This is a genomic window from Pseudomonas baetica (assembly GCF_002813455.1).
Taxonomy (GTDB): domain Bacteria; phylum Pseudomonadota; class Gammaproteobacteria; order Pseudomonadales; family Pseudomonadaceae; genus Aquipseudomonas; species Aquipseudomonas baetica.
The window spans coordinates 5,712,571-5,732,500 of sequence record NZ_PHHE01000001.1 but is presented as its reverse complement, the minus strand read 5'-3'; the positions used below and the strand labels follow the sequence as shown (position 1 = coordinate 5,732,500).

Annotated in this window: 23 protein-coding genes and 1 pseudogene; 16 read left to right on the top strand and 8 right to left on the bottom strand. The window is 59.6% G+C overall.

The features are described from left to right. The first annotated feature begins 412 nt into the window (after positions 1–412). Positions 413–1,300, top strand: coding sequence for a threonine/homoserine exporter RhtA (gene rhtA / locus ATI02_RS26505; RefSeq protein WP_100847802.1), 888 nt, complete (start codon positions 413–415; stop codon positions 1,298–1,300). A gap of 167 nt (positions 1,301–1,467) precedes the next feature. Further along, entirely contained in the window at positions 1,468–1,749 is a 282-nt protein-coding gene (locus ATI02_RS26500; RefSeq protein ID WP_095189642.1) for a hypothetical protein, read from the top strand. A gap of 1 nt (position 1,750) precedes the next feature. Here the strand turns inward: ATI02_RS26500 and ATI02_RS26495 are convergent, their stop codons facing one another. Continuing rightward, on the bottom strand, positions 1,751–2,314 hold the full coding sequence (locus ATI02_RS26495) for a TetR/AcrR family transcriptional regulator (protein WP_100847801.1): 564 nt from the start codon (positions 2,312–2,314) through the stop codon (positions 1,751–1,753). A 92-nt stretch (positions 2,315–2,406) separates the two neighbouring features. Between ATI02_RS26495 and ATI02_RS26490 the strand changes: the two genes are divergently transcribed. Together ATI02_RS26490 and ATI02_RS26485 are read left to right on the top strand one after the other, a co-directional pair. Continuing rightward, complete coding sequence (locus ATI02_RS26490; RefSeq protein WP_095189640.1) at positions 2,407–3,135, top strand: SDR family oxidoreductase; 729 nt, start codon at positions 2,407–2,409, stop codon at positions 3,133–3,135. A 36-nt stretch (positions 3,136–3,171) separates the two neighbouring features. Next, positions 3,172–3,768 (top strand): 2-hydroxychromene-2-carboxylate isomerase, encoded by a 597-nt coding sequence (locus ATI02_RS26485; RefSeq protein ID WP_100847800.1) that lies wholly within the window; start codon positions 3,172–3,174, stop codon positions 3,766–3,768. Positions 3,769–3,817: 49 nt separating this feature from the next. Here the strand turns inward: ATI02_RS26485 and ATI02_RS26480 are convergent, their stop codons facing one another. The 4 genes from ATI02_RS26480 to ATI02_RS26465 form a co-directional block, all read right to left on the bottom strand. Continuing rightward, entirely contained in the window at positions 3,818–5,626 is a 1,809-nt protein-coding gene (locus ATI02_RS26480; protein ID WP_095189638.1) for an aminopeptidase P family protein, read from the bottom strand. A gap of 56 nt (positions 5,627–5,682) precedes the next feature. After that, positions 5,683–6,849 carry an aminotransferase class V-fold PLP-dependent enzyme gene (locus tag ATI02_RS26475; RefSeq protein ID WP_095189637.1) on the bottom strand — a complete coding sequence of 389 codons (1,167 nt, stop codon included), beginning with the start codon at positions 6,847–6,849 and terminating at the stop codon, positions 5,683–5,685. A gap of 205 nt (positions 6,850–7,054) precedes the next feature. Further along, the gene (locus ATI02_RS26470) at positions 7,055–7,669 is read right to left on the bottom strand and encodes a LysE family translocator (RefSeq protein WP_095189636.1); all 615 of its coding nucleotides are present in this window, start codon (positions 7,667–7,669) and stop codon (positions 7,055–7,057) included. Positions 7,670–7,771: 102 nt separating this feature from the next. Then, positions 7,772–8,026 carry a hypothetical protein gene (locus ATI02_RS26465; protein WP_095189635.1) on the bottom strand — a complete coding sequence of 85 codons (255 nt, stop codon included), beginning with the start codon at positions 8,024–8,026 and terminating at the stop codon, positions 7,772–7,774. A gap of 275 nt (positions 8,027–8,301) precedes the next feature. Here ATI02_RS26465 and ATI02_RS26460 point away from each other — a divergent pair. Next, positions 8,302–8,565, top strand: a pseudogene (locus ATI02_RS26460) (acyl-CoA dehydrogenase family protein); the annotation flags it as partial. A gap of 37 nt (positions 8,566–8,602) precedes the next feature. Next, positions 8,603–9,703, top strand: coding sequence for a sigma-54 interaction domain-containing protein (locus ATI02_RS26455; RefSeq protein WP_100847799.1), 1,101 nt, complete (start codon positions 8,603–8,605; stop codon positions 9,701–9,703). On the opposite strand, the gene ATI02_RS26450 is transcribed toward ATI02_RS26455, so the two are convergent. Next, entirely contained in the window at positions 9,700–10,065 is a 366-nt protein-coding gene (locus ATI02_RS26450) for an antibiotic biosynthesis monooxygenase (RefSeq protein WP_100847798.1), read from the bottom strand. The genes ATI02_RS26455 and ATI02_RS26450 overlap by 4 nt on opposite strands. Positions 10,066–10,158: 93 nt before the next feature. Here ATI02_RS26450 and soxR point away from each other — a divergent pair, with 93 nt between their 5' ends. The 10 genes from soxR (at position 10,159) to ATI02_RS26400 (ending at position 17,981) form a co-directional block, all read left to right on the top strand. Then, positions 10,159–10,611, top strand: coding sequence for a redox-sensitive transcriptional activator SoxR (soxR, locus tag ATI02_RS26445; protein WP_100847797.1), 453 nt, complete (start codon positions 10,159–10,161; stop codon positions 10,609–10,611). A 109-nt stretch (positions 10,612–10,720) separates the two neighbouring features. Next, entirely contained in the window at positions 10,721–11,179 is a 459-nt protein-coding gene (locus ATI02_RS26440; RefSeq protein WP_095189631.1) for a VOC family protein, read from the top strand. A gap of 541 nt (positions 11,180–11,720) precedes the next feature. After that, positions 11,721–12,920, top strand: coding sequence for a PepSY-associated TM helix domain-containing protein (locus tag ATI02_RS26435; protein WP_095189630.1), 1,200 nt, complete (start codon positions 11,721–11,723; stop codon positions 12,918–12,920). Further along, positions 12,917–13,459: a PA2404 family protein gene (locus tag ATI02_RS26430; protein WP_095189629.1), complete on the top strand. Its 543-nt coding sequence runs from the start codon at positions 12,917–12,919 to the stop codon at positions 13,457–13,459. The genes ATI02_RS26435 and ATI02_RS26430 overlap by 4 nt, the downstream gene beginning before the upstream one ends. Next, entirely contained in the window at positions 13,456–13,797 is a 342-nt protein-coding gene (locus ATI02_RS26425) for a hypothetical protein (protein WP_095189628.1), read from the top strand. The genes ATI02_RS26430 and ATI02_RS26425 overlap by 4 nt, the downstream gene beginning before the upstream one ends. Beyond that, positions 13,794–14,369 carry a DUF6162 family protein gene (locus tag ATI02_RS26420; protein WP_100847796.1) on the top strand — a complete coding sequence of 192 codons (576 nt, stop codon included), beginning with the start codon at positions 13,794–13,796 and terminating at the stop codon, positions 14,367–14,369. The genes ATI02_RS26425 and ATI02_RS26420 overlap by 4 nt, the downstream gene beginning before the upstream one ends. 35 nt (positions 14,370–14,404) lie before the next feature. After that, positions 14,405–15,334, top strand: coding sequence for a metal ABC transporter substrate-binding protein (locus ATI02_RS26415; RefSeq protein WP_100847795.1), 930 nt, complete (start codon positions 14,405–14,407; stop codon positions 15,332–15,334). Then, positions 15,331–16,176, top strand: a complete 846-nt coding sequence (locus ATI02_RS26410; protein ID WP_100847794.1) for a metal ABC transporter ATP-binding protein — start codon at positions 15,331–15,333, stop codon at positions 16,174–16,176. Before ATI02_RS26415 ends, ATI02_RS26410 begins: the two co-directional genes overlap by 4 nt. Continuing rightward, positions 16,176–17,075: a metal ABC transporter permease gene (locus ATI02_RS26405; protein WP_100847793.1), complete on the top strand. Its 900-nt coding sequence runs from the start codon at positions 16,176–16,178 to the stop codon at positions 17,073–17,075. The genes ATI02_RS26410 and ATI02_RS26405 overlap by 1 nt, the downstream gene beginning before the upstream one ends. Continuing rightward, the gene (locus ATI02_RS26400) at positions 17,076–17,981 is read left to right on the top strand and encodes a metal ABC transporter substrate-binding protein (RefSeq protein WP_100847792.1); all 906 of its coding nucleotides are present in this window, start codon (positions 17,076–17,078) and stop codon (positions 17,979–17,981) included. A gap of 202 nt (positions 17,982–18,183) precedes the next feature. On the opposite strand, the gene ATI02_RS26395 is transcribed toward ATI02_RS26400, so the two are convergent. Then, the gene (locus ATI02_RS26395; RefSeq protein ID WP_007917715.1) at positions 18,184–18,408 is read right to left on the bottom strand and encodes an MbtH family protein; all 225 of its coding nucleotides are present in this window, start codon (positions 18,406–18,408) and stop codon (positions 18,184–18,186) included. 83 nt (positions 18,409–18,491) lie between these two features. Then, positions 18,492–19,904: an aspartate aminotransferase family protein gene (locus tag ATI02_RS26390; RefSeq protein WP_100847791.1), complete on the bottom strand. Its 1,413-nt coding sequence runs from the start codon at positions 19,902–19,904 to the stop codon at positions 18,492–18,494. Between the last annotated feature and the right edge of the window lie 26 nt (positions 19,905–19,930).

Genomic DNA, 19,930 nt, shown 5'->3' with positions numbered 1-19,930 from the left:
CTTCAACAACTTCAACCACTTGCGCTTCCGATCTCTCGTTAGCGGGAGGCGAATTCTACAGCGTTACACGCTGCTGTCAACACCTCTTTTTCTCCGCTTTCGACCGAGAAGATCGAACCGTTAAAAGAGCCAAACATCACCGCTCTTTCAACTCCTTCCAGGCTTCGATGAACCGAAGCGACCCACTATCGAAAACCGTATAACTCATTGAATTTCAAGGAGTTTTCCGTTTCGACTGCGCCGGAAGTGGGGCGAATTATAGACGTATAAAATCTGACGTCAACAGGTAATTTGGTTTTTCTATCGATAGATGGAAAAAGCTTTCTATATATAGACGCAGTCGCAATGAATGCGCAGTATATTGCCCAACGCCACACGAATACCGTGCTCTTACCTTGGACGACGCCGCGCAATGAATAACCAACCTCACTCGCTAGCCTCAATGCTGTTCCCGGTAGGCCTGCTATTAATAGCCATGGCGTCGATCCAGTCTGGAGCATCTCTGGCCAAAAGCATGTTTCCGGTGGTGGGCGCCCAAGGCACAACCACTCTGCGCCTGATTTTCGCCAGCATGATCATGTTTTTATTGCTGCGCCCATGGCGAGCCAGGCTCACAGCCAAATCCCTGCGCACTGTAATCGTTTACGGCATGGCATTGGGCGGCATGAACTTCCTCTTTTATATGTCCCTGCGCACTGTGCCATTGGGAATTGCCGTGGCCCTGGAGTTTACCGGCCCGCTTGCAGTAGCCATCTACGCGTCCCGCCGCGCTATCGATTTTGTCTGGATCGCCTTGGCCGCCGCCGGCCTCCTGCTGCTTATACCCACCGGAACGACCACCGCTGGAATCGATCTGGTCGGAGCTGGCTATGCCTTGGGAGCGGGTATCTGCTGGGCGCTGTACATTCTTTTCGGGCAGAAGGCCGGCGCTGATAACGGCGTCACAACCGCAGCGCTGGGCGTGATGATCGCGGCACTATTTGTAGCACCCATTGGTATCGTGCATGCCGGTGCGGCTCTACTGACGCCGTCGCTTATCCCTATCGCCATTGGTGTTGCTGTGTTGTCCACCGCCCTGCCCTACACCCTGGAAATGGTCGCCCTGACCCGCATGCCCGCCCGCACCTTTGGCACCTTGATGAGTATCGAGCCCGCGTTCGGCGCCCTATCAGGGCTGCTGTTTCTGCAGGAATACCTCACGCTGTCACAATGGATGGCGATCCTTTGCATTATTCTGGCTTCCGTCGGAGCGACCATGACCATGGGCAGCGCCGCCAAGCCGGCCATTGCGGCAGATTGAAACAGGATTTGACGAAGCTCTGGCAATTGGCGTTCATTTAGGCCATGTTTAGAACGTTAACTCGGTGCCAGATATGGATTTTTTCGGACAGGGATATCAAAACGCGTAGAGCGCAGCGAATACAGGCGGACCCGAGCGTAAGACTCGCGGCAGTCATAAGGACGGTAATGAAACGAATTTTGATACTGATCGCTGTACTCGCAGTTGCTGGCTGCGCGGCGACCTCGAAAACCCAGGTGAAGCACGGTAAAAAAGGGTTGCACATAAACTGTTCGGGGCTCTCTTCCTCTTGGGATCGGTGCTACACCAGCGCAGCCAATTCCTGCGCTCCGAAAGGCTACAAGGTGATCGCCAAGTCCGGTGACTCCGTGGAGGAGCCAGGGGACTATCCATTCGGCCTCAATCCTGCCGGCTATACCAGCCGCAGCATGATCGTCATCTGTAAATAGATCAGGACTGCCTGGCGATCTGGCGTTCAATCTCATCATGACTGGACGTCAGCACCCGACGCTGAACATCAGGCGTGGCCAGCATTCGCGCGACCACCAAAGCGCCGACACACTGCGATAACACTGACCAGGCCAGGCTGTCGCTCTCCAGTATCTGCGCCCAACGCTCCTGAAGCCGGCAAATCCACAACTCTGCCTGCTCTCGCACTTGCACGTCAGCGCGGGCAATTTCCGCGCCCAACGCCGGCAAGGCGCAACCTGACTCCGGTTGCTCGACATGAGCCATGCTTAGATAGTGTCTGAGACAGCGTTCCAGTCGCTCGCGATTCTGCGCACCCTGCGCGCCCAGCCGCTCAAGACTTTGCCCCAACTCTCTCTCGACGATGGCCGTGAACAATGCATCCTTCGACGAAAAGTGGCTGTAAAACGCCGCCCCGCTCAAACCGATAGCTTTCATCAAACCATCGACACCAACGGTGGAAAACCCGGATTTCTTGGCCGACAGCGCACTGCTCTGCAAGAGCTTCTCCCGGGTTTCCAGCTTGTGACTGGCGGAGTACCGCATGATGTTGTCCTCGTAATTGAGCGCCTTGACGTTGCCTGGATCCTAGAATAACGTTCGTTCACTTAACGATCGTTTACTAAAGGGATTCACCCATGAATAACAAGAAGGTCGTATTGGTTGTTGGCGCTGGTGATGCCACGGGTGGAGCGATTGCCAAGCGCTTTGCCAAAGAGGGATTCGTTGCCTGTGTCACGCGGCGCAGTGCCGACAAACTGCAGCCACTGGTAGAAGCGATTGAAGCTGACGGTGGAGAAGCTCACGGCTTTGCTTGCGATGCACGCAAGGAGGAAGACGTCATCGCACTGATCGAAGATATCGAAACCCGGCTCGGCCCCATTGAAGCCTTCGTCTTCAACATCGGCGCCAACGTGCCGTGCAGCATTCTCGAAGAAACGGCTCGCAAGTATTTCAAGATTTGGGAAATGGCCTGTTTTTCCGGGTTTCTCAATGCTCGAGAGGTGGCCAAGCGAATGGTCACCCGCAAGCGCGGCACCATTCTATTCACCGGTGCCACTGCCGGACTGCGCGGGGCTGCCGGATTTGCCGCATTCGCCGGGGCCAAACACGGTATCCGCGCGCTGGCGCAAAGCATGGCGCGGGAGCTGGGGCCCATGAATATCCACGTCGCCCATGTCGTGGTCGATGGTGCGATCGATACCGACTTCATCCGCACCAATTTCCCGGAGAAATACGCCACCAAGGATCAGGACGGCATCCTCAACCCCGAACACATTGCTGAAAACTACTGGTACCTGCACAGCCAGCCACGAGACGCCTGGACGTTCGAACTGGATCTGCGTCCATGGAATGAACGCTGGTAAGCCACCGCCCATAACAATAAATAGAGAGCAGCGATAATGACGAAAACCGTAGAGTTCTATTTCGACCTCGGCAGCCCTACCACTTATCTGGCCTACACCCAACTGCCGAAGATCTGCGCCGATACTCACAGCGAGCTGATCTACATCCCTATGTTACTCGGAGGCGTATTCAAGGCCACCGGCAACGCTTCCCCAGCAATGATCCCGGCGAAGGGCCGTTATATGTTTCAGGATCTGGATCGCTACGCCAAACGTTATGGCGTACCCCTCAGGTCCAACCCGCACTTTCCGATCAACACGTTGCTGTTGATGCGTGCCGTTACAGGCATACAACTGCGCCAGCCAGAACGCTTTCAAGCGTTTATCGATTGTTTATTCACTGCGTTGTGGGTAGAAGGTCGAAGCCTCGGCGAACCGGCAACCGTCGCCGCTGTGTTGATCGAGCACGGGTTTGATCCCGATGAAGTCCTGGCGCTGACCAATGATGAAACGGTCAAGTCTGCACTGAAGGAGAACACCGAGACAGCCATTAAACGCGGCGTTTTCGGTGCCCCGACTATGTTTATCGGCAATCAGATGTTCTTCGGCCAGGACCGTCTCGACTTCGTCGAAGAAGCTTTACGCCCTGCCTAGATCGACACGATCACTCAGGCGCCAATTTCAGCGCCTGAGTCGCAAACCATCAAATGGCCGCAGTGCGCGTGTTCAACCAATCCAGCGCCGCACCGTCCAGCAGCGGGTTCAAGCGTTCACGCACTTCGGCGTGGTAAGCGTTGAACCACTGCTTCTCTTCCTGAGTCAGCAACGATGGCACCAGGCAACGCGTGTCGATCGGGCACAGCGTCAGCGTTTCAAACTTGAGGAATTCGCCGAATTCGCTACTCCCCGCCACTTGGTTCATCGCCAGGTTCTCGATGCGCACGCCCCAACGCCCCGGACGATAAGTGCCCGGCTCGATGGATGTAATCATCCCCGGCTGCATCGCGGTTTGCGGCGCCGGCGCAGCCTGATAGGCAATCACCTGCGGCCCTTCATGTACGTTGAGGAAGTAGCCAACGCCATGCCCCGTACCATGCCCGTAATCCACGCTTTGCGCCCAGATCGGCGCGCGCGCGATGGCATCCAGCAGCGGCGACAGAATGCCTTTCGGGAACTGTGCCCGTGACAGCGCAATCACGCCTTTCAACACGCGCGTGCAGTCACGCTTCTGTTCTTCCGTCGGCGTACCGACCGGCACCATCCGCGTGATGTCGGTCGTACCGCCCAGGTACTGACCACCGGAATCGATCAGCAACAAGCCGTCGCCCTCGATCACCGCATGCTCTTCTTCGGTGGCGTGATAGTGCGGCATCGCGCCATTGGCGTTGAACGCAGCGATGGTGTTGAAACTCAGCGAGACATAATCCGGACGACGCTCACGAGCCGCGGTGAGTTTTTCATCGATGGTCAGCTCGGTTATGCGCTCGCGGCCCCAGGCCGATTCCAGCCAGGCGAAGAATTCGCACAACGCCGCGCCGTCCTGCTCCATCGCTTTACGGATGTGCGCGGCGTCGGCTTCACTTTTTTGCGACTTGGCCAGCGTCGTCGGATTCAAGCCCTCGACCAGCTTCACGCCGTTGTCGAGGTTATCCAGCAGACCGCTGGTGACGCGGGCTGGATCTACCAGCAGACTCGCGCCGCTCGGCACGGCACGCAGGGCATCAGCCACTTCGTTGTAATCACGCAGCGTCACGCCATCCTGTGCCAGCACGGCGCGCAATTGCGCATCCACCTTGCTCAGCGCGACAAACAACGTGGCTTGCTGTTGATTGATCAGGGCGAAGGAGACAAACACCGGGTTGAACGACACGTCGCCGCCGCGCAGGTTGAACAGCCACGCGATGTCGTCGAGCGTGGCGATGAAGTGCCAATCGGCGCCGCGTTCCTGCAAGGTTTCACGCAGTTTGGCGAGCTTCTCGCCACGGCTGACGGTCGCTTGTGGCGGCAGATGCTGATAGATCGGCGCGTTCGGCAAAGTCGGACGGTCACTCCAGACTTCCTTGAGCAGATCGATATCGGTGCGCAGACGTGCGCCACGCGCTTGGAGCTTGCTGCCCAGGGTCCGCGCCGAAGCCACGGCCATCACTGCGCCGTCGACCGCCACCACGCCACCTTCGGGTGTTTGCTCAGCCAACCAGTCCAGCGGGCTCGGTTGACCCGGTTGCAGCTTGACCAGTTCGATGCCGCTGCCATTGAGTTCCTTGGTTGCTTGTTCCCAGTAACGGCTGTCGGCCCAGACGCCGGCGAAATCCTGGGTGACAATCAGAGTCCCGACCGAACCGTGGAAACCCGACAGCCACTGGCGGCCCTGCCAGTAACCCGGCAGGTATTCCGACAAATGCGGGTCGGCGGATGGCACCAGCAGGGCATGAATGCCTTCGCGGCGCATCAGTTCACGGGTGTGCGCCAAGCGCTGGGGAACCGATCCTTCGGTCAAGGTCTGGGTACTCATCATGTCTCCTGCTAATCACTTCATCGTTATTGTTCGTCGCCATCAGGTCGGCGCGTTTAAAGCCCTGTCGCCCAGAATGCCGGGGCACTGGCGCAGGCGGTCTTGATCAGTTCTGCGGCCTTGTCGACATCTTCGGCGCGGGTGAAGCGGCCGAGGCTCAAGCGGATAGTACGCCCGGCCAGACGCGCATCATGTCCCAGCGCCATAAGCACGTGGGATGGCGCGTTGCTCGCGGAGTTGCAGGCCGAGGTCGCGGAAAATGCGATCGAATGGCTCAGCGCCGCGCCGTTGAATTCGCCTTCGCTGAAGGTCAGGCTCAAGGTGTGCGGAATGCGTTGCGTGGCACTGCCGTTGAGGCGCACGCCTGGCAGGCTCAACAGTTGTTCGAGCAAGCGCTCGCGCAATGCGACGATGGTTTTTTTCTCCTCATCGAACGCGACAGCGGCCAACGCAAATGCAGCGCCCATCGCGGCGATCTGGTGGGTCGCCAAAGTGCCTGAGCGCAGACCGCTCTCGTGTCCGCCGCCGTGAATCTGCGCTTGCACGCGTTGCTGCGCTCGCGGGCCGACGTACAACGCGCCGATACCTTTAGGTCCGTAGAGCTTGTGCGCCGAGAACGACATCAGATCCACCGGCCACTGCGCCAGGTCGATTGCTACCTTACCGGCGCCCTGCGCCGCATCGACATGAAACAGCGCCTCACGCCCGCGAACGATTTCACCGATAGCCGGGATGTCGTTGACGGTGCCGAGTTCATTGTTGACCAGCATCAGCGACACCAGAAAAGTGTCGTCACGCATGGCTTCACTGACCGCTTGCGGGGTAATCAAGCCCTCGGCGTCCGGCACCAGATAGGTGACGGCAATGCCGGCGTCTTGTAACTGGCGGGCAGTATCGAGGATGGCTTTGTGTTCGATCTGGCTGGTAATGATGTGGCCGCCGGAAACACCACGGGCCTGAGCCACACCTTTGAGGGCGAGGTTATTGGATTCGGTCGCGCCGGAGGTCCAGACGATCTGTTGCGCATCAGCGCCGACCAGTTCGGCGACTTGTCGGCGGGCCTGCTCGACCGTTTGCCGGGCCTGCTGGCCGAAGGCGTGGGAACTGGAAGCCGGGTTGCCGAAGTTACCGTGAAACCCCAGACACTCGATCATCACCTGGATGACCCGCTCGTCCACCGGGGTGGTGGCGGCGTAATCAAAATACAACGGACGTGTGTTCATAAAAGACTCGCAGAGCGTGTTCCGGGATCAGGAGGCTCGTATCTGCAAACGGCACAGCGCAGCCTTGTGAGCTGCGCGTCGGTTCGAGAGCGTCATCAATACCTGATCGGATGCCGTTAAAGAAGAACAACTTCATTTAAAAGTGCGTAGGAACGCTCCTGAAGCCGAGCTTAACAGGCATCGGGCCGGCGGTTGAAGCAATGCGTCAGCTAAAGCTTTCGAGAAGTAACGGATACAACGAAATCACCAGCAATGCAGCCATGCCCCAATTGAATACACGCAACCAGCGCGGCTCCTTTAACACGTTGCGCAGCAGGGTGCCGCACGCCGCCCAGACACCGACGCTGGGCAGATTGATGATAGCGAACACGGCGGCGATGACCACGACGTTGGTGAAGTAACCCTGCATCGGCGTGTACGTACTGATGGCTCCGATGGCCATGATCCAGGCCTTGGGATTGACCCACTGGAACGCCGCAGCACCGAGGTAGCTGATCGGCTTGGCCTCACCCTGGACGTTTTCGCCGACCGGTCCGGAGTGCGCGATTTTCCACGCCAGATACAACAGATAAGCCGCGCCGACGTAACGCAGAATCGTATAAAGAACCGGATAGGTCTGAAACACCGCGCCCAGACCAAAACCCACCGCCACCACCAATACGAAGAAGCCGCAGGTGATGCCGAGCATGTGCGGGATGGTGCGGTTGAAGCCGAAGTTCACGCCCGATGCCAACAACATGGTGTTGTTCGGCCCCGGCGTAATCGAGGTAACAAGGGCAAACAGGGCAAAACCCAGCAGCAGGTCAAGCGAAAGCGTCATGGTGGGTAAATCCGTCAGGGTCATTCAGGTGTAGACCCTATCCCACACAGCCCGGCAAACCCATGGACAGTTGGGTAAAACTTCAACCAGTACAGTTTGTTTTCAGCTTGCGCGACCGTGCAGCTGTACGGCTCGTTCGGCGCTCATTTCAGCCTTCTTGTCAAACTGGGTACGGCCAAGCAATTGGGCTTTTTTCGCGTGGTATTGATCAAAAGACAAACCACTGCGGTTCAGCGATTCCATCGCCAACTCCCGGGACTCTTCGTCGGTGTACGGGCGCAGCTCTGGAGAATTAGAAACACAACCGGCAAGTGCGGAGACAGCGAGCAGCAGGGAAACAGTCAGTAAACGATTCATGGGAGCGTCCTGGCGAGCAGTGGGGGTCGATGGAGAAAGGCTACGCCCCGGCACGCTCGCGCAGAAATCAACGCTTTCAATAGTGGCTATCAGTGATTCATCGATATCAGTCCATATCTCTTAAAGATCTATAAATATCGATTAACGTTCTTTTACGGAATAACCACCAGCCGTTATAAATCCTTTCATGCATTCGCAACTGTTGCTCCAGCAACCGTTGCCCAGCCAACAGCCGTTCAACACCCGAAGGGGCCTTTGAAGAAGCACGCAATTACCCGAACCTCAGTGCCGAAGAGCGCGGTCATCTGGCCACCGCAATTGCCACAGCCAAATTCGCCGTCAGCCGTCAAAGCGTGGATATTTGCAGCCGCTTGTTTGAGGTCACCGGGGCGCGTTCAACCCACGCCTCGCTGCGCCTCGACCGCCATTGGCGCAACCTGCGCACGCAAACCCTGCACGACCCGCTCGATTACAAGCTCCATGAGCTGGGCGACTGGGCACTGAACCAGGCGCTGCCGGTGCCGACCTTCTATTCCTGACCTGCCTGCATTTGAACTAATAAAGAAGGACGAGCCCATGCAACTGCTGACCCTACCGCCCTCACCCGCCCTGGCCACCTCGATACGAGCCACCGCGCAAGTGTTCGAAGACCCGAAGTCCCAGGCCCTGCTCGCGCATTTGCAACAGGTCGCGCCGAGCGAGGCCAGTGTGCTGATCATCGGCGAGACCGGCACCGGCAAGGAGCTGGTAGCGCGGCACATTCATAACCTGAGCAACCGCCGCCATCGGCCCTTCGTCGCGGTCAATTGCGGGGCGTTTTCCGAGTCGCTGGTGGAAGCCGAATTGTTCGGCCATGAAAAAGGCGCCTTCACCGGGGCGCTGAGTGCCAAGGCCGGCTGGTTTGAAGAGGCGGATGGAGGCACGCTGTTTCTCGATGAGATCGGTGATCTGCCGATGACCATTCAGGTGAAACTGCTGCGGGTGTTGCAAGAGCGCGAAGTGGTGCGGCTGGGTTCGCGCAAAAGCCTTCCCATTGATGTGCGGGTGCTGGCGGCGACCAACGTGCAACTGGAGAAGGCCATCAACGCCGGGAATTTCCGCGAGGATCTGTATTACCGCCTCAACGTTGTCAATCTGGTGCTGAGCCCGTTGCGCGAGCGTCCGGGCGACATCCTGCCGCTGACCCGACACTTCATCGAGGCTTACAGCCAGCGCCTGGGTTACGGGCGGGTCAGCATCAGCCCCGGCGCCGAACAAAAACTGCGCAGCTACAGTTGGCCGGGCAACATTCGCGAATTGGAAAACGTCATCCATCACACCTTGTTGATCTGCCGCAACGGCGTGATCGAACGCGATGACTTGCGTCTGTCGAACCTGCGCATCGAGCGTCCTGACGATCATCAGAGCGCTGACGATTCACCGGAGGCTTTACTGGAACAGGCCTTTCAAAAACTCTTCGCGCAACAGGCCGGCGCCTTGCACGAAAAGGTCGAAGACGCCTTGCTGCGCGCGGCCTATCGCTTTTGCCATTACAATCAGGTACACACCGCCGCGCTGCTGGGCCTGAGCCGTAATGTCACACGCACGCGGCTGATCAAAATCGGCGAACTGGCGGTGAACAAGCGGCGAATGACGGCAAGCTTGCGAGGCGAGCGTCTGATTCAATTGTCGATCTAACCCACGAGGTTGCAGTGCAGGGCATCGTCGTGACTGCGGGCGATGCTGCTCAGCACCTGGAACGAGTTGAAGGTGACGGTTTTCGCCTGATGGGCGCGGATCAACTGCCAGAAATCCTGCTCGCCGCTTTCAAAACTGCTGAACGCGGCTTCCCCAGCCTCGCGGCTCTGCCATTGCAGAAAGCTCAATACCCGCCGGCCATCGTCGCTGGCTTGCACACTCGCGCTGACAAAGCCGTCGTAGCGCTGGGCCAGACGTTCGGTTTGCACCGATAACGCCGAGACCAGCGCCGGTTGCTGGCGTGGCTCGATTTCGAATTCGATCAACTGAGTGAAGCTGCGGTTTTTCGCTGATGCTTGCATGAAAGTCCCCACTTGGCTGTAAGGCGAATCTTGCGACTCGATGACGCGCAGGGTAAAACCTCTAGTTAAGTCAAGGTCAAGAGCTTTTTCACAATGATCACCAAGGAAAACCTGCACAAGCCGCTTACCGTCGGCGAAGTCGCGGCACGCAGCGGCGTTGCGGTCACCGCCCTGCATTTTTATGAATCCAAGGGATTGATCAAAAGCCAGCGTAATGCCGGTAATCAACGGCGTTACCCGCGAGCCGTGCTGCGCCGGGTGGCGTTGATCAAAGTTGCCCAGCGTCTGGGGATTCCACTGGCGGAGATTGGCGAAGCGCTGAAAATCCTCCCCGACGATCGCGTACCGACGGCGGCGGACTGGAAGATTCTGTCGGAGCAGTGGCGGCGGGAGCTGGATGAGCGGATTACCCAACTGACCCTGCTGCGCGACCGGCTCACCGGCTGCATCGGTTGTGGCTGCTTGTCGATGGAGGCCTGTCCGCTGCGCAATCAGGGCGATGTGCTGGGCGAAAAAGGGCCAGGGGCGCATTTTCTCCAGGACTGATGCGAGGTGTTGCTCGTCGGGGGAAAATCCTGGCCGCGCGGACAGTTCTATAGTGAATCTTCCGGTAATCCGGTGAAACCACGTCTGGTAAAACAACAGGGAGAACGTCATGAGCGTCAAACCCATTCCCGAGGGGTATCACAGCATTACCCCATATCTCGGCATCCAGAAGGCCGCCGAGGCCATCGACTTCTATAAAAAAGCCTTCGGTGCCACCGAAGTCATGCGCCTGACCATGCCCGACGGCGGGATCGGCCACGCGGAGCTGCGCATTGGCGACAGCGCCATCATGCTCGGCTCACCGTGCGATCAGGGGCCTTTGAGCAGCCCCGAAAAAGCCGTTTCGGTTGGTCTGCATTTGTATGTGACTGATGTCGACAAGTCATTTCAACGGGCACTCGATGCCGGAGCGACGGTGGTGTCCGAGGTCAAGGATCAGTTCTACGGTGATCGCAGCGGGACGTTGAAGGATCCGTATGGGCACCTGTGGTTTCTCGCCTCGCGCAAGGAGGATTTGACCGAGGAGCAGATCAAGCAGCGGGCGATGGAGATGTTCAGTCAGGGTTGAGCTCTTTAGTGTCTGAGCGGGCAAGCCCGCTCCCACAAGGTTCTGTTGTGTGGCATGCAAAGCAGTCACACCCCAGATCCCTATGGGAGCGGGCTTGCCCGCGATGAGGCCGGCGACGACAGCACACATCGGCCGCCCTACACACTTCATGAACCACCGCCTCACGCTTCGCGCCCCGCCTCCAACGCCGGACACTTTCAGGATGCAGCCCACAAGACCCCTGAAAAGGATCAGCCGGGTGTTTGCCGGATTTCTCAAAGACCAGCGTCACGTCAACGGCGTCGACATTACTTTTGATCCTGATTTCAGATCAAAAGATCGCAGCCTTGTTTCGCTCGACAGCGCCTGAAAAGGATTCGTAGTGAAGGGGGGAATTGCGAAACATTTGCTTTCATATCGCTTTTCGGGATTTGCCTCGCTCATTCGTCCTATAGAGATGCAGGCCGTTCGCGTAGGCAAAAGCCACGAGCGCCTTTCGGGGACTCCCGTGCTGCGAAGCCCGTAGCCACGTGCCCTTTCACCGAAAAAAAGACGCGCAATCATGTCGAAGAAATCCCGCTCCAAACTATGGTTCATGGTGCATAGCTGGCTGGCGCTGCCAATCTGGTTTTTTGTCCTGATCGTCTGCGTGACCGGGACTCTGGCGGTGGTCAGCCAGGAAATCGTCTGGCTGGCCAATCCACAGATGCGTGCCAGCCAGCCATCGGACGACGCACCGCGGCTCAGCTATGACCAGATTCTGGCGGCGATCAAAACAGCTGAACCGCAAACACTGGTGCAAAGCATCAGCCGTCCGGACGAGTCGCACTTTGCCCTCGATGTCGAAGTCAGCTACCCCGACGGGCGCTCGCTGACGGTCTACGTCAACCCGTACACCGGCGTCATTCAGGGCACCGCGCCAACCTTCGACTTCAAGGCTTTCACCCGCGCCCTGCACGGCTGGTGGCTGGTGCCGTTTACCAACGGCTACAGCTGGGGCTGGTACCTGGTGTCGTTTCTCGGTTTGCCGATGCTGGTGTCATTGATTACCGGCCTGGTGGTCTACAAACGCTTCTGGAAAGGCTTTCTGCGCCCGACCCTGCGCGTGCGCCACGGCGCACGGATTTTCTGGGGCGACTTCCATCGACTGTCCGGCATCTGGTCGATCTGGTTCATCGCGGTGATCTCCATCACCGGCACCTGGTTCTTGATTCAGGCGATCCTGTTCGACAACCAGATTTCAATCTCCAGTGAACCGATCATTCCGGCCTTGTCCCGCGAAAGCGTACCGATTTCAGCAGCCGGCACGCCGCCCCCGCGCATCAGCCTCGATCGCGCCGTTGAAATCGCACAGCAGAAGATCCCGGGACTGGAGGCCAGTTTCGTCAGCCTGCCGGGTAACGCTTACAGCCACATGAGCGTCGGCGGTCGCGGCTGGTATCCGCTGATGTTCCAGACCGCCACGCTCAATCCGTACAACGGTGATATGGCCGCTTCACGGTTGCTCTCCGATCGCTCCTCGCTGGAATTCGTCACAGAATCCATGCGCCCGTTGCACACCGGTGACTTCGGCGGTATCTGGATCAAGCTGATCTGGTTTTTCTTCGGCCTGCTGCTGAGCATGATGGTGCTCAGCGGCTTGCTGATCTGGACCAAACGTACCGCCCTGGCCACTGCCAATGCGCTCAAGCGCGAGGACAAGAAAAACCGCACCAAGGCACAACCGGCCACGAACCGTGAACCTGCGGAGGCCACCCTGTGAGCAAGTCCACAACGACTGCAGCGCCATCGCCACTGGCGCGTTTCTGGCGCAAATGGCGGTTTCATATCAACATCCTGCTGCTGTTGATCCCGCTGGGCTTCATGCCCAAATACTTCGCCGACGCTTCGCTGTTTCGCGGCGACAGCGGGCTGGGGCAGCATGAAATCGGCAATATCCAGGTCGGGCCGTGGAGCCTGCGACTGGCCGAACTGCGCAACGAAGCTCCCACCCTCACCGGCCCGGCCGGCTACATGAAAGATTTCAGCGCCGCCCTCTGCGATGCCTGTGTCGAACAGGTGAAGGCCACCTACCTGCGCATCGGCAAGCCGCGCAGCCTGCGCGCTGCCGGCACCATCTTCTTCGGCACGCCCTACCGCATGGGCACACAAATGCCGATCCCGGAAAAGACCAAAACCGACGCCGAACTGTGGATCACCATGGAAGGCTGGGACGGCAGCATGCATCAGGCCTCGATTCCCCTGAGCCAGGCCTCCCCCGCCACCATCGCCTGGCTGAACAAACAAGGAGCCAAACCATGACCAGCTCTCAACGTTCTTTGCGCTTGCGGCTGAGTGCCGCGTTGCTGGTGCTGTGCGCCGGCTTCAGTGCCAGCGCGCTTGCCCACAACCCGATGTGCGAATGCAAAGCCGTCGATGACGAGCAGATCAAATGCACTGGCGGTTTCTCCGATGGCAGCGGCGCACCGGGGGTGACCCTCGATGTGATCGGCTACGACGAAACGATTCTGGTGCCGGGCAAGCTCGGCGCCGATTCGACCCTGACCTTCAAGAAACCCGGCGCCGAGTTCTACGTGCTGTTCGACGCCGGCCCTGGTCACGTTGTGGAAATCGACCAAGCCGATATCGAGGCCCCATGAGTACGCCGACAACCCAAGTTGTACGCCCGGCCGGTGCCGGCCACGAAACCCTCAATGTGCTGCTGCTGTGTTTGCTGATCCTTGCATTGGCCGGTTCGGTCGTCGCGTGGCGGGGTGTTTCCCATGAACCGGAGCCGGTCGCCAGCAATCAGCTCGATGCCCGCCGCGACCTCAGCGCCGCCGAGCAAGGCATCTATGCAGACCTGCGAGTGACCCTCGACGAAATCCGCTTGCTGCGCGAAGAGCAGAAAGCCCTGCCGACCCCGCAGAACCTTGCGGACGAGGGCTTTGCCCCGTTTGCACAGGACGCCAGTTCCGTCAGTCGTGGCGCTCATGTCTGGCAAATGCAGGCCGGCACTGCCTACTTCGGTCACAGCCAGACACTTGCCGTCGCCGGCTCGTTTCTGATGCGCATCGGCGCGGATGACAAGGCTGAGCCGGATATCTGGCTCAACCGTGACGCCGCACTCAAGGCTCCGCAAGACCTGACTGACACTGCGCTGGCCGCCGCCGGCTGGAAACAGATCGTCGCGCAATACGATGCCGGGGTTACCCGCGAACATCGCCATTGATTCCTCGCCCTCACCCGAGAGAAGACCGTTTGCCCATGTCTATTTCATCTCCACGCCGTCCGTTGTTGCGTCTTTTTCTAATGGGCTTGTGTGCCTGTCTGCTTAGCCCGATGGCCAGCGCCGATGAAGCCAAACGCCTGCGCATCGGCATCACCCTGCATCCTTATTACAGCTATGTGGCGAACATCGTCGGCGACAAGGCCGAAGTGGTGCCGCTGATCCCGGCCGGTTTCAACCCGCACGCCTACGAGCCACGCGCCGAAGACATCAAGCGCATCAGCGGCCTCGATGTGATCGTGCTCAATGGCGTTGGCCATGATGACTTCGCCGATCGCATGATCGCCGCCAGCGAAACACCCAACGTCAAGACCATCGAAGCCAACGAAAACGTGCCGCTGCTCGCCGCCACCGGAGTTGCCGCGCGTGGCGCCGGCAAAGTGGTGAACCCGCATACGTTCCTGTCGATCAGCGCCTCCATCGCCCAGGTCAACAACATCGCCCGGGAACTGGGCAAGCTCGACCCGGACAACGCCAAGACCTACACCCAAAACGCCCGCGCCTACGGCAAACGCCTGCGCCAGATGCGCGCCGATGCCCTGGCCAAGCTGACCCAGGCGCCGAATGCCGAACTACGCGTCGCCACCGTTCACGCGGCTTACGACTATCTGCTGCGCGAATTTGGTCTGGAAGTGACGGCGGTGGTCGAGCCGGCCCACGGTATCGAGCCGAGCCCGAGCCAGTTGAAGAAGACCATCGATCAACTGCGCGAGCTGGACGTGAAAGTGATCTTCTCGGAAATGGATTTCCCGTCCACGTACGTCGAAACCATTCAGCGGGAATCCGGTGTGAAGCTGTACCCGCTGTCGCACATTTCTTACGGCGAATACACCGCCGACAAATACGAAAAGGAAATGACCGGCAACCTCAACACCGTGGTACGGGCGATTCAGGAGTCGGGGGCATGACTTCAAAAGAAACCCTCCTGAACAAACCCGCTACCCCTGTGGGAGCGGGCTTGCTCGCGAACGCGCCGGGTCAGCCAACATCTTTATCGGATGACACGACGCCTTCGCGAGCAAGCCCGCTCCCACAGGTTTGCGGGCCGACTTTGGATTTTGCCGATGTCAGTTTGACGCTGGGCCGCACGACGATTCTCGACAAGGTCACCTTTCAGGTTCACCCCGGCAGCGTGCACGCACTGGTCGGCCCCAACGGTGGCGGCAAGAGTTCGCTGATCAAGACCTTGCTCGGCCAGATGCCGCATCAGGGCCAGTTGAGCCTGCAATGGCCCGGCGAGCCCGGCGTCATCGGCTACGTGCCGCAAGCGCTGGAGTTTGATCGCGGTTTGCCGATGACCGTCGACGATTTCATGGCCGCCATGTGCCAGCGCCGCCCGGCGTTTCTCGGCTTGAGCAAGCGCTACGCCGGCGCCATCGGTGAGGCGCTGGAGCGCGTCGGCATGCAGGACAAACGCAAACGGCGCATGGGCGCACTGTCCGGCGGCGAGCGTCAGCGGGTTCTGCTCGCCCAAGGGCTGATTCCGGCACCGCAACTACTGGTACTGGATGAGCCGATGTCGGCCCTCGATGAAGCCGGGATTCAGGTGTTCGAGCGCCTGCTTGGCGACTGGCGCGCGGCGAGCATCACCGTTTTGTGGATTGAGCATGATCTGGAAGCGGTCGGGCGTTTGGCCAGTCGCGTCACCGGCCTCAACCGTCGCGTGCTGTTCGACGCGACACCACAACAGGCACTGACACCGGAGCGTCTGCTGACGCTGTTCTCGACCCATCCACGGAGCGCTGCCTGATGAGTTATGAAGCCTTTCGTCTGATGGTTCAGGGCTGGGCCTCGTCCGGTTACCTGCCGGAGGCGCTGGCCTACGGTTTTGTGGTCAATGCGCTGCTCGCCGGCCTGTTGATCGGTCCGGTGCTCGGCGGCCTCGGCACGCTGGTGGTGGTCAAACGCTTTGCGTTTTTCTCCGAAGCGGTCGGCCACGCGGCGCTGACCGGGGTGGCCATCGGCATCCTGCTCGGCGAACCGTACACCGGGCCTTATGGCAGCCTGTTCGGCTACTGCCTGCTGTTCGGTATTTTGCTCAACTATCTGCGCAACCGTACCGACCTCGCACCGGACACCTTGATCGGCGTGTTCCTCTCGGTATCGCTGGCGCTGGGGGCGAGTCTGCTGCTGATTCTGGCGGGCAAGATCAACGTCCACATTCTGGAAAACGTGCTGTTCGGTTCGGTGCTGACCGTCAACGGCAATGACCTGGCGGTGCTGGCGATTGTCGGCTCGCTGGTCATGGCTTTGGCCCTGCCGCTGTACAACCGCATCATGCTCGCCAGTTTCAACCCGCAACTGGCGGCTGTTCGCGGGGTGGCGGTGAAGACCCTGGATTATCTGTTCGTGATACTGGTGACGCTGATCACCGTGGCGTCGGTGAAAGTCATCGGCGCGATTCTGGTCGGTGCGCTGTTGGTGATTCCGGCGGCGGCAGCGCGGCTGCTCAGCCAGTCGCTCAAGGGTTTCTTCTGGTGCTCGGTGCTGATTGCCACCGTCAGCACGTTGTGCGGGATTCTCGCGCCGATCGTGTTCGATCTGCCGATCCCGTCCGGCGCCGCGATCATTCTGGTCGCCGGCATTGCCTTCGCCCTCGCCGCCATCGCGCGCGGGGTTGTCCCGAGTCTGAAAGGGAATCTTGGATAAATGGTTTTTTCATTGCGCAACCTGACGTTGGCCATGGCCCTGTGCGGCGTGGTTTCCAGTCCTTTGATAGCCGCCGAAAGCGCCAAACCCTTGCGTGTGCTGGCCTCGTTACCGATCACCTATGGCCTTGGCGAGGTGCTGCTCAAGGGCACCGATGTCAGTCTGGAACGCGCGGCGCCGGCGAACTTGCCGGGCAGTCGCCAGACCGCCTACTTCACCGGGCGGGGCGCCCCGGCACTGAGCAAACTGGCGACCGGTGCCGATGCGGTGATCGGTGTACGATCGCTGTGGGCCGATGACCCGCTGTACCCGATCGCCCGTCGCAGCAACATCCGTATCGTTGAAGTTGACGCCGCACGCCCGGTCGACGGCGCCCTGCCCGGCATTGCCGTACAACCGGGATTGAAGGTCGATGGCTTGAACAGTCAGCCATGGCTGGCGAGCAACAACATGGGACGCATGGCGGATGTGATGGCGGCGGATCTGGTGCGTCTGGCACCCGCTGCCAAAGCGAAGATCGAAGCGAACCTGGCGGCGTTGAAACAGCGCCTGCTCAAGCTCAGCGCCGACAGCGAGGCGCGTCTGGCCAGTGCCGACAATCTGAGTGTGATGAGCTTGAGCGATCACTTCGAGTATCTCATCGGCGGTCTGAACCTGGAGCTGGTGGGGCAGGATCCGCGTCCTGATGCTGAATGGACACCGCAGGACTTGAAGCAACTGACAGCGACACTCAAGAACAATGACGTGGCCGTGGTGCTGCACCATCGGCAGCCCTCGGATGCGGTGAAAGCTGCCATTGCTGAATCGGGTAGCCGGTTGTTGGTGTTGAGTACGGATGCCGTAGATCCGGTGGCTGAGCTTGAGGGGAATGTGGATGCTCTGCTCAAGGGCTTGAGCGGCGCGTAACTTCAGTTGTGTCAAGTGATCGTTCATCGCTGGCAAGCCAGCTCTCACAGGGTTTTGGTGTGTTCCACAAATGGTGTACACACCGCAGTTCACTGTGGGAGCTGGCTTGCCAGCGATGGGGCCCTAAAAGGCTGCACACATTCCAGCCATGAAAAAACCCGCTGACTGTCACCAGTCAGCGGGTTTGTTTTTGGCCCGCGGTTTATTGCGCGGCGGCCTGTGCTTCCATCTTCTGGCGCAGACTCAGTGGGCGCATGTCGGTCCAGACTTCTTCGATGTAGGCCAGACATTCCTTTTTCAGGCCGCTCTTGCCCACGGTGCGCCAGCCTTCTGGCACGGCTTTGTAATCCGGCCAGATCGAGTACTGCTCTTCGTGATTGACCACGACTTGAAAGAGGATGTCCTCGCGGTCGAATACTGACGTCATGCTGGTTCTCCATCGTTGTAAGGGTGGGCTGCACAACGGGTGCAGCCGGGTATGTAGAAAGAACGTTCGGCGCGGTAAAAAATTTACACAGCCGCGGTGGCGGCAACCAATGCGCGGCCAAAGATCTCGGCGACGCGGTCGATTTCGGCAGCGGTGATCACCAGCGGCGGCAGGAACCGCACCACGGCGCCATGCCGGCCGCCCAACTCCAGGATCAGACCGCGCTTGAGGCATTCGCGCTGCACCAGCGGCGCCAGCCGCGCAAACGCCGGTGGATGGCCGAGTGCGTCCGGAGCACCCGCCGGGTCGACCAGTTCAACGCCAAGCATCAAGCCACGACCACGGATATCACCCAGTTGCGGGAAGTCGCGCTGCAAGATCCGCAAGTGCTCGCTCAGGCGCTCGCCCATGGCTGCAGCGTGCTCGCAGACCTTGTGCTCGACCAGATAACGCATCACCGCGGAACCGGCGGCCATCGCCATCTGATTGCCACGGAACGTGCCGGCATGGGCGCCCGGTTGCCAGGTGTCGAGCCAGTCGCGGTAAACCACTACCGCCAACGGCAGGCTGCCGCCGATGGCTTTGGACAACACCACGACATCCGGGGTGATGCCGGCGTGTTCAAAGGCGAACATCTTGCCGGTGCGGGCGAAACCACTCTGGATTTCGTCGACAATCAACGCCACGCCAGCCTTCTCGGTGATCCGGCGCAAGCCGCGCAGCCATTCGATATCGGCGGGAATCACGCCACCCTCGCCCTGCACCGCTTCAACGATCACTGCGGCCGGCAATTGCACGCCAGCCTCGGGATCATTGAGCAGGTTTTCCAGATAACTCAGGTTGGCTTTCACACCGGCCGCGCCACCAAGGCCGAACGGGCAACGGTAGTCATACGGGAACGGCATGAACTGCACGCCGTTGCTGAGCAAGGCACCCAACGGCTTTTTCGGCCCCAGGCTGCCCATCAGGCTCAATGCCCCCTGGCTCATGCCGTGATAACCGCCGCAGAACGACACTACCGTGCTGCGCCCGGTGGCGGTGCGCACCAGTTTCAAGGCCGCTTCCACCGCGTCAGTGCCGGTCGGACCGCAGAACTGGATCTTCGCTTGCGCGGCCAGTTCAGACGGCAGCAGACCGAACAGGTCCTGGACGAACTGATCCTTGACCGGCGTGGTCAGGTCCAGCGTGTGCAGCGGCAGCTCATCGGCCAGCACCCGCTGGATGGCTTCGATCACCACCGGGTGGTTATGCCCCAGGGCCAGCGTGCCAGCACCGGCCAGACAGTCGATGAAGGTGCGCCCCTCGACGTCTTCGACATACAGGCCCTTGGCGCGCTTGAGCGCCAGCGGAATGCGTCGCGGATAGCTGCGGGCATTGGACTCCTGTTGCGCCTGACGGGCCAGCAAGGGCGATTCATTGAACTGATACAGCGTTTCGGCTGACGCGGAGGCGATCCGGGCCGACGACTGTTCGATAAGGCTGGTGGCGACTGACATCTCTCGACCCCTCAATACGCTATGGA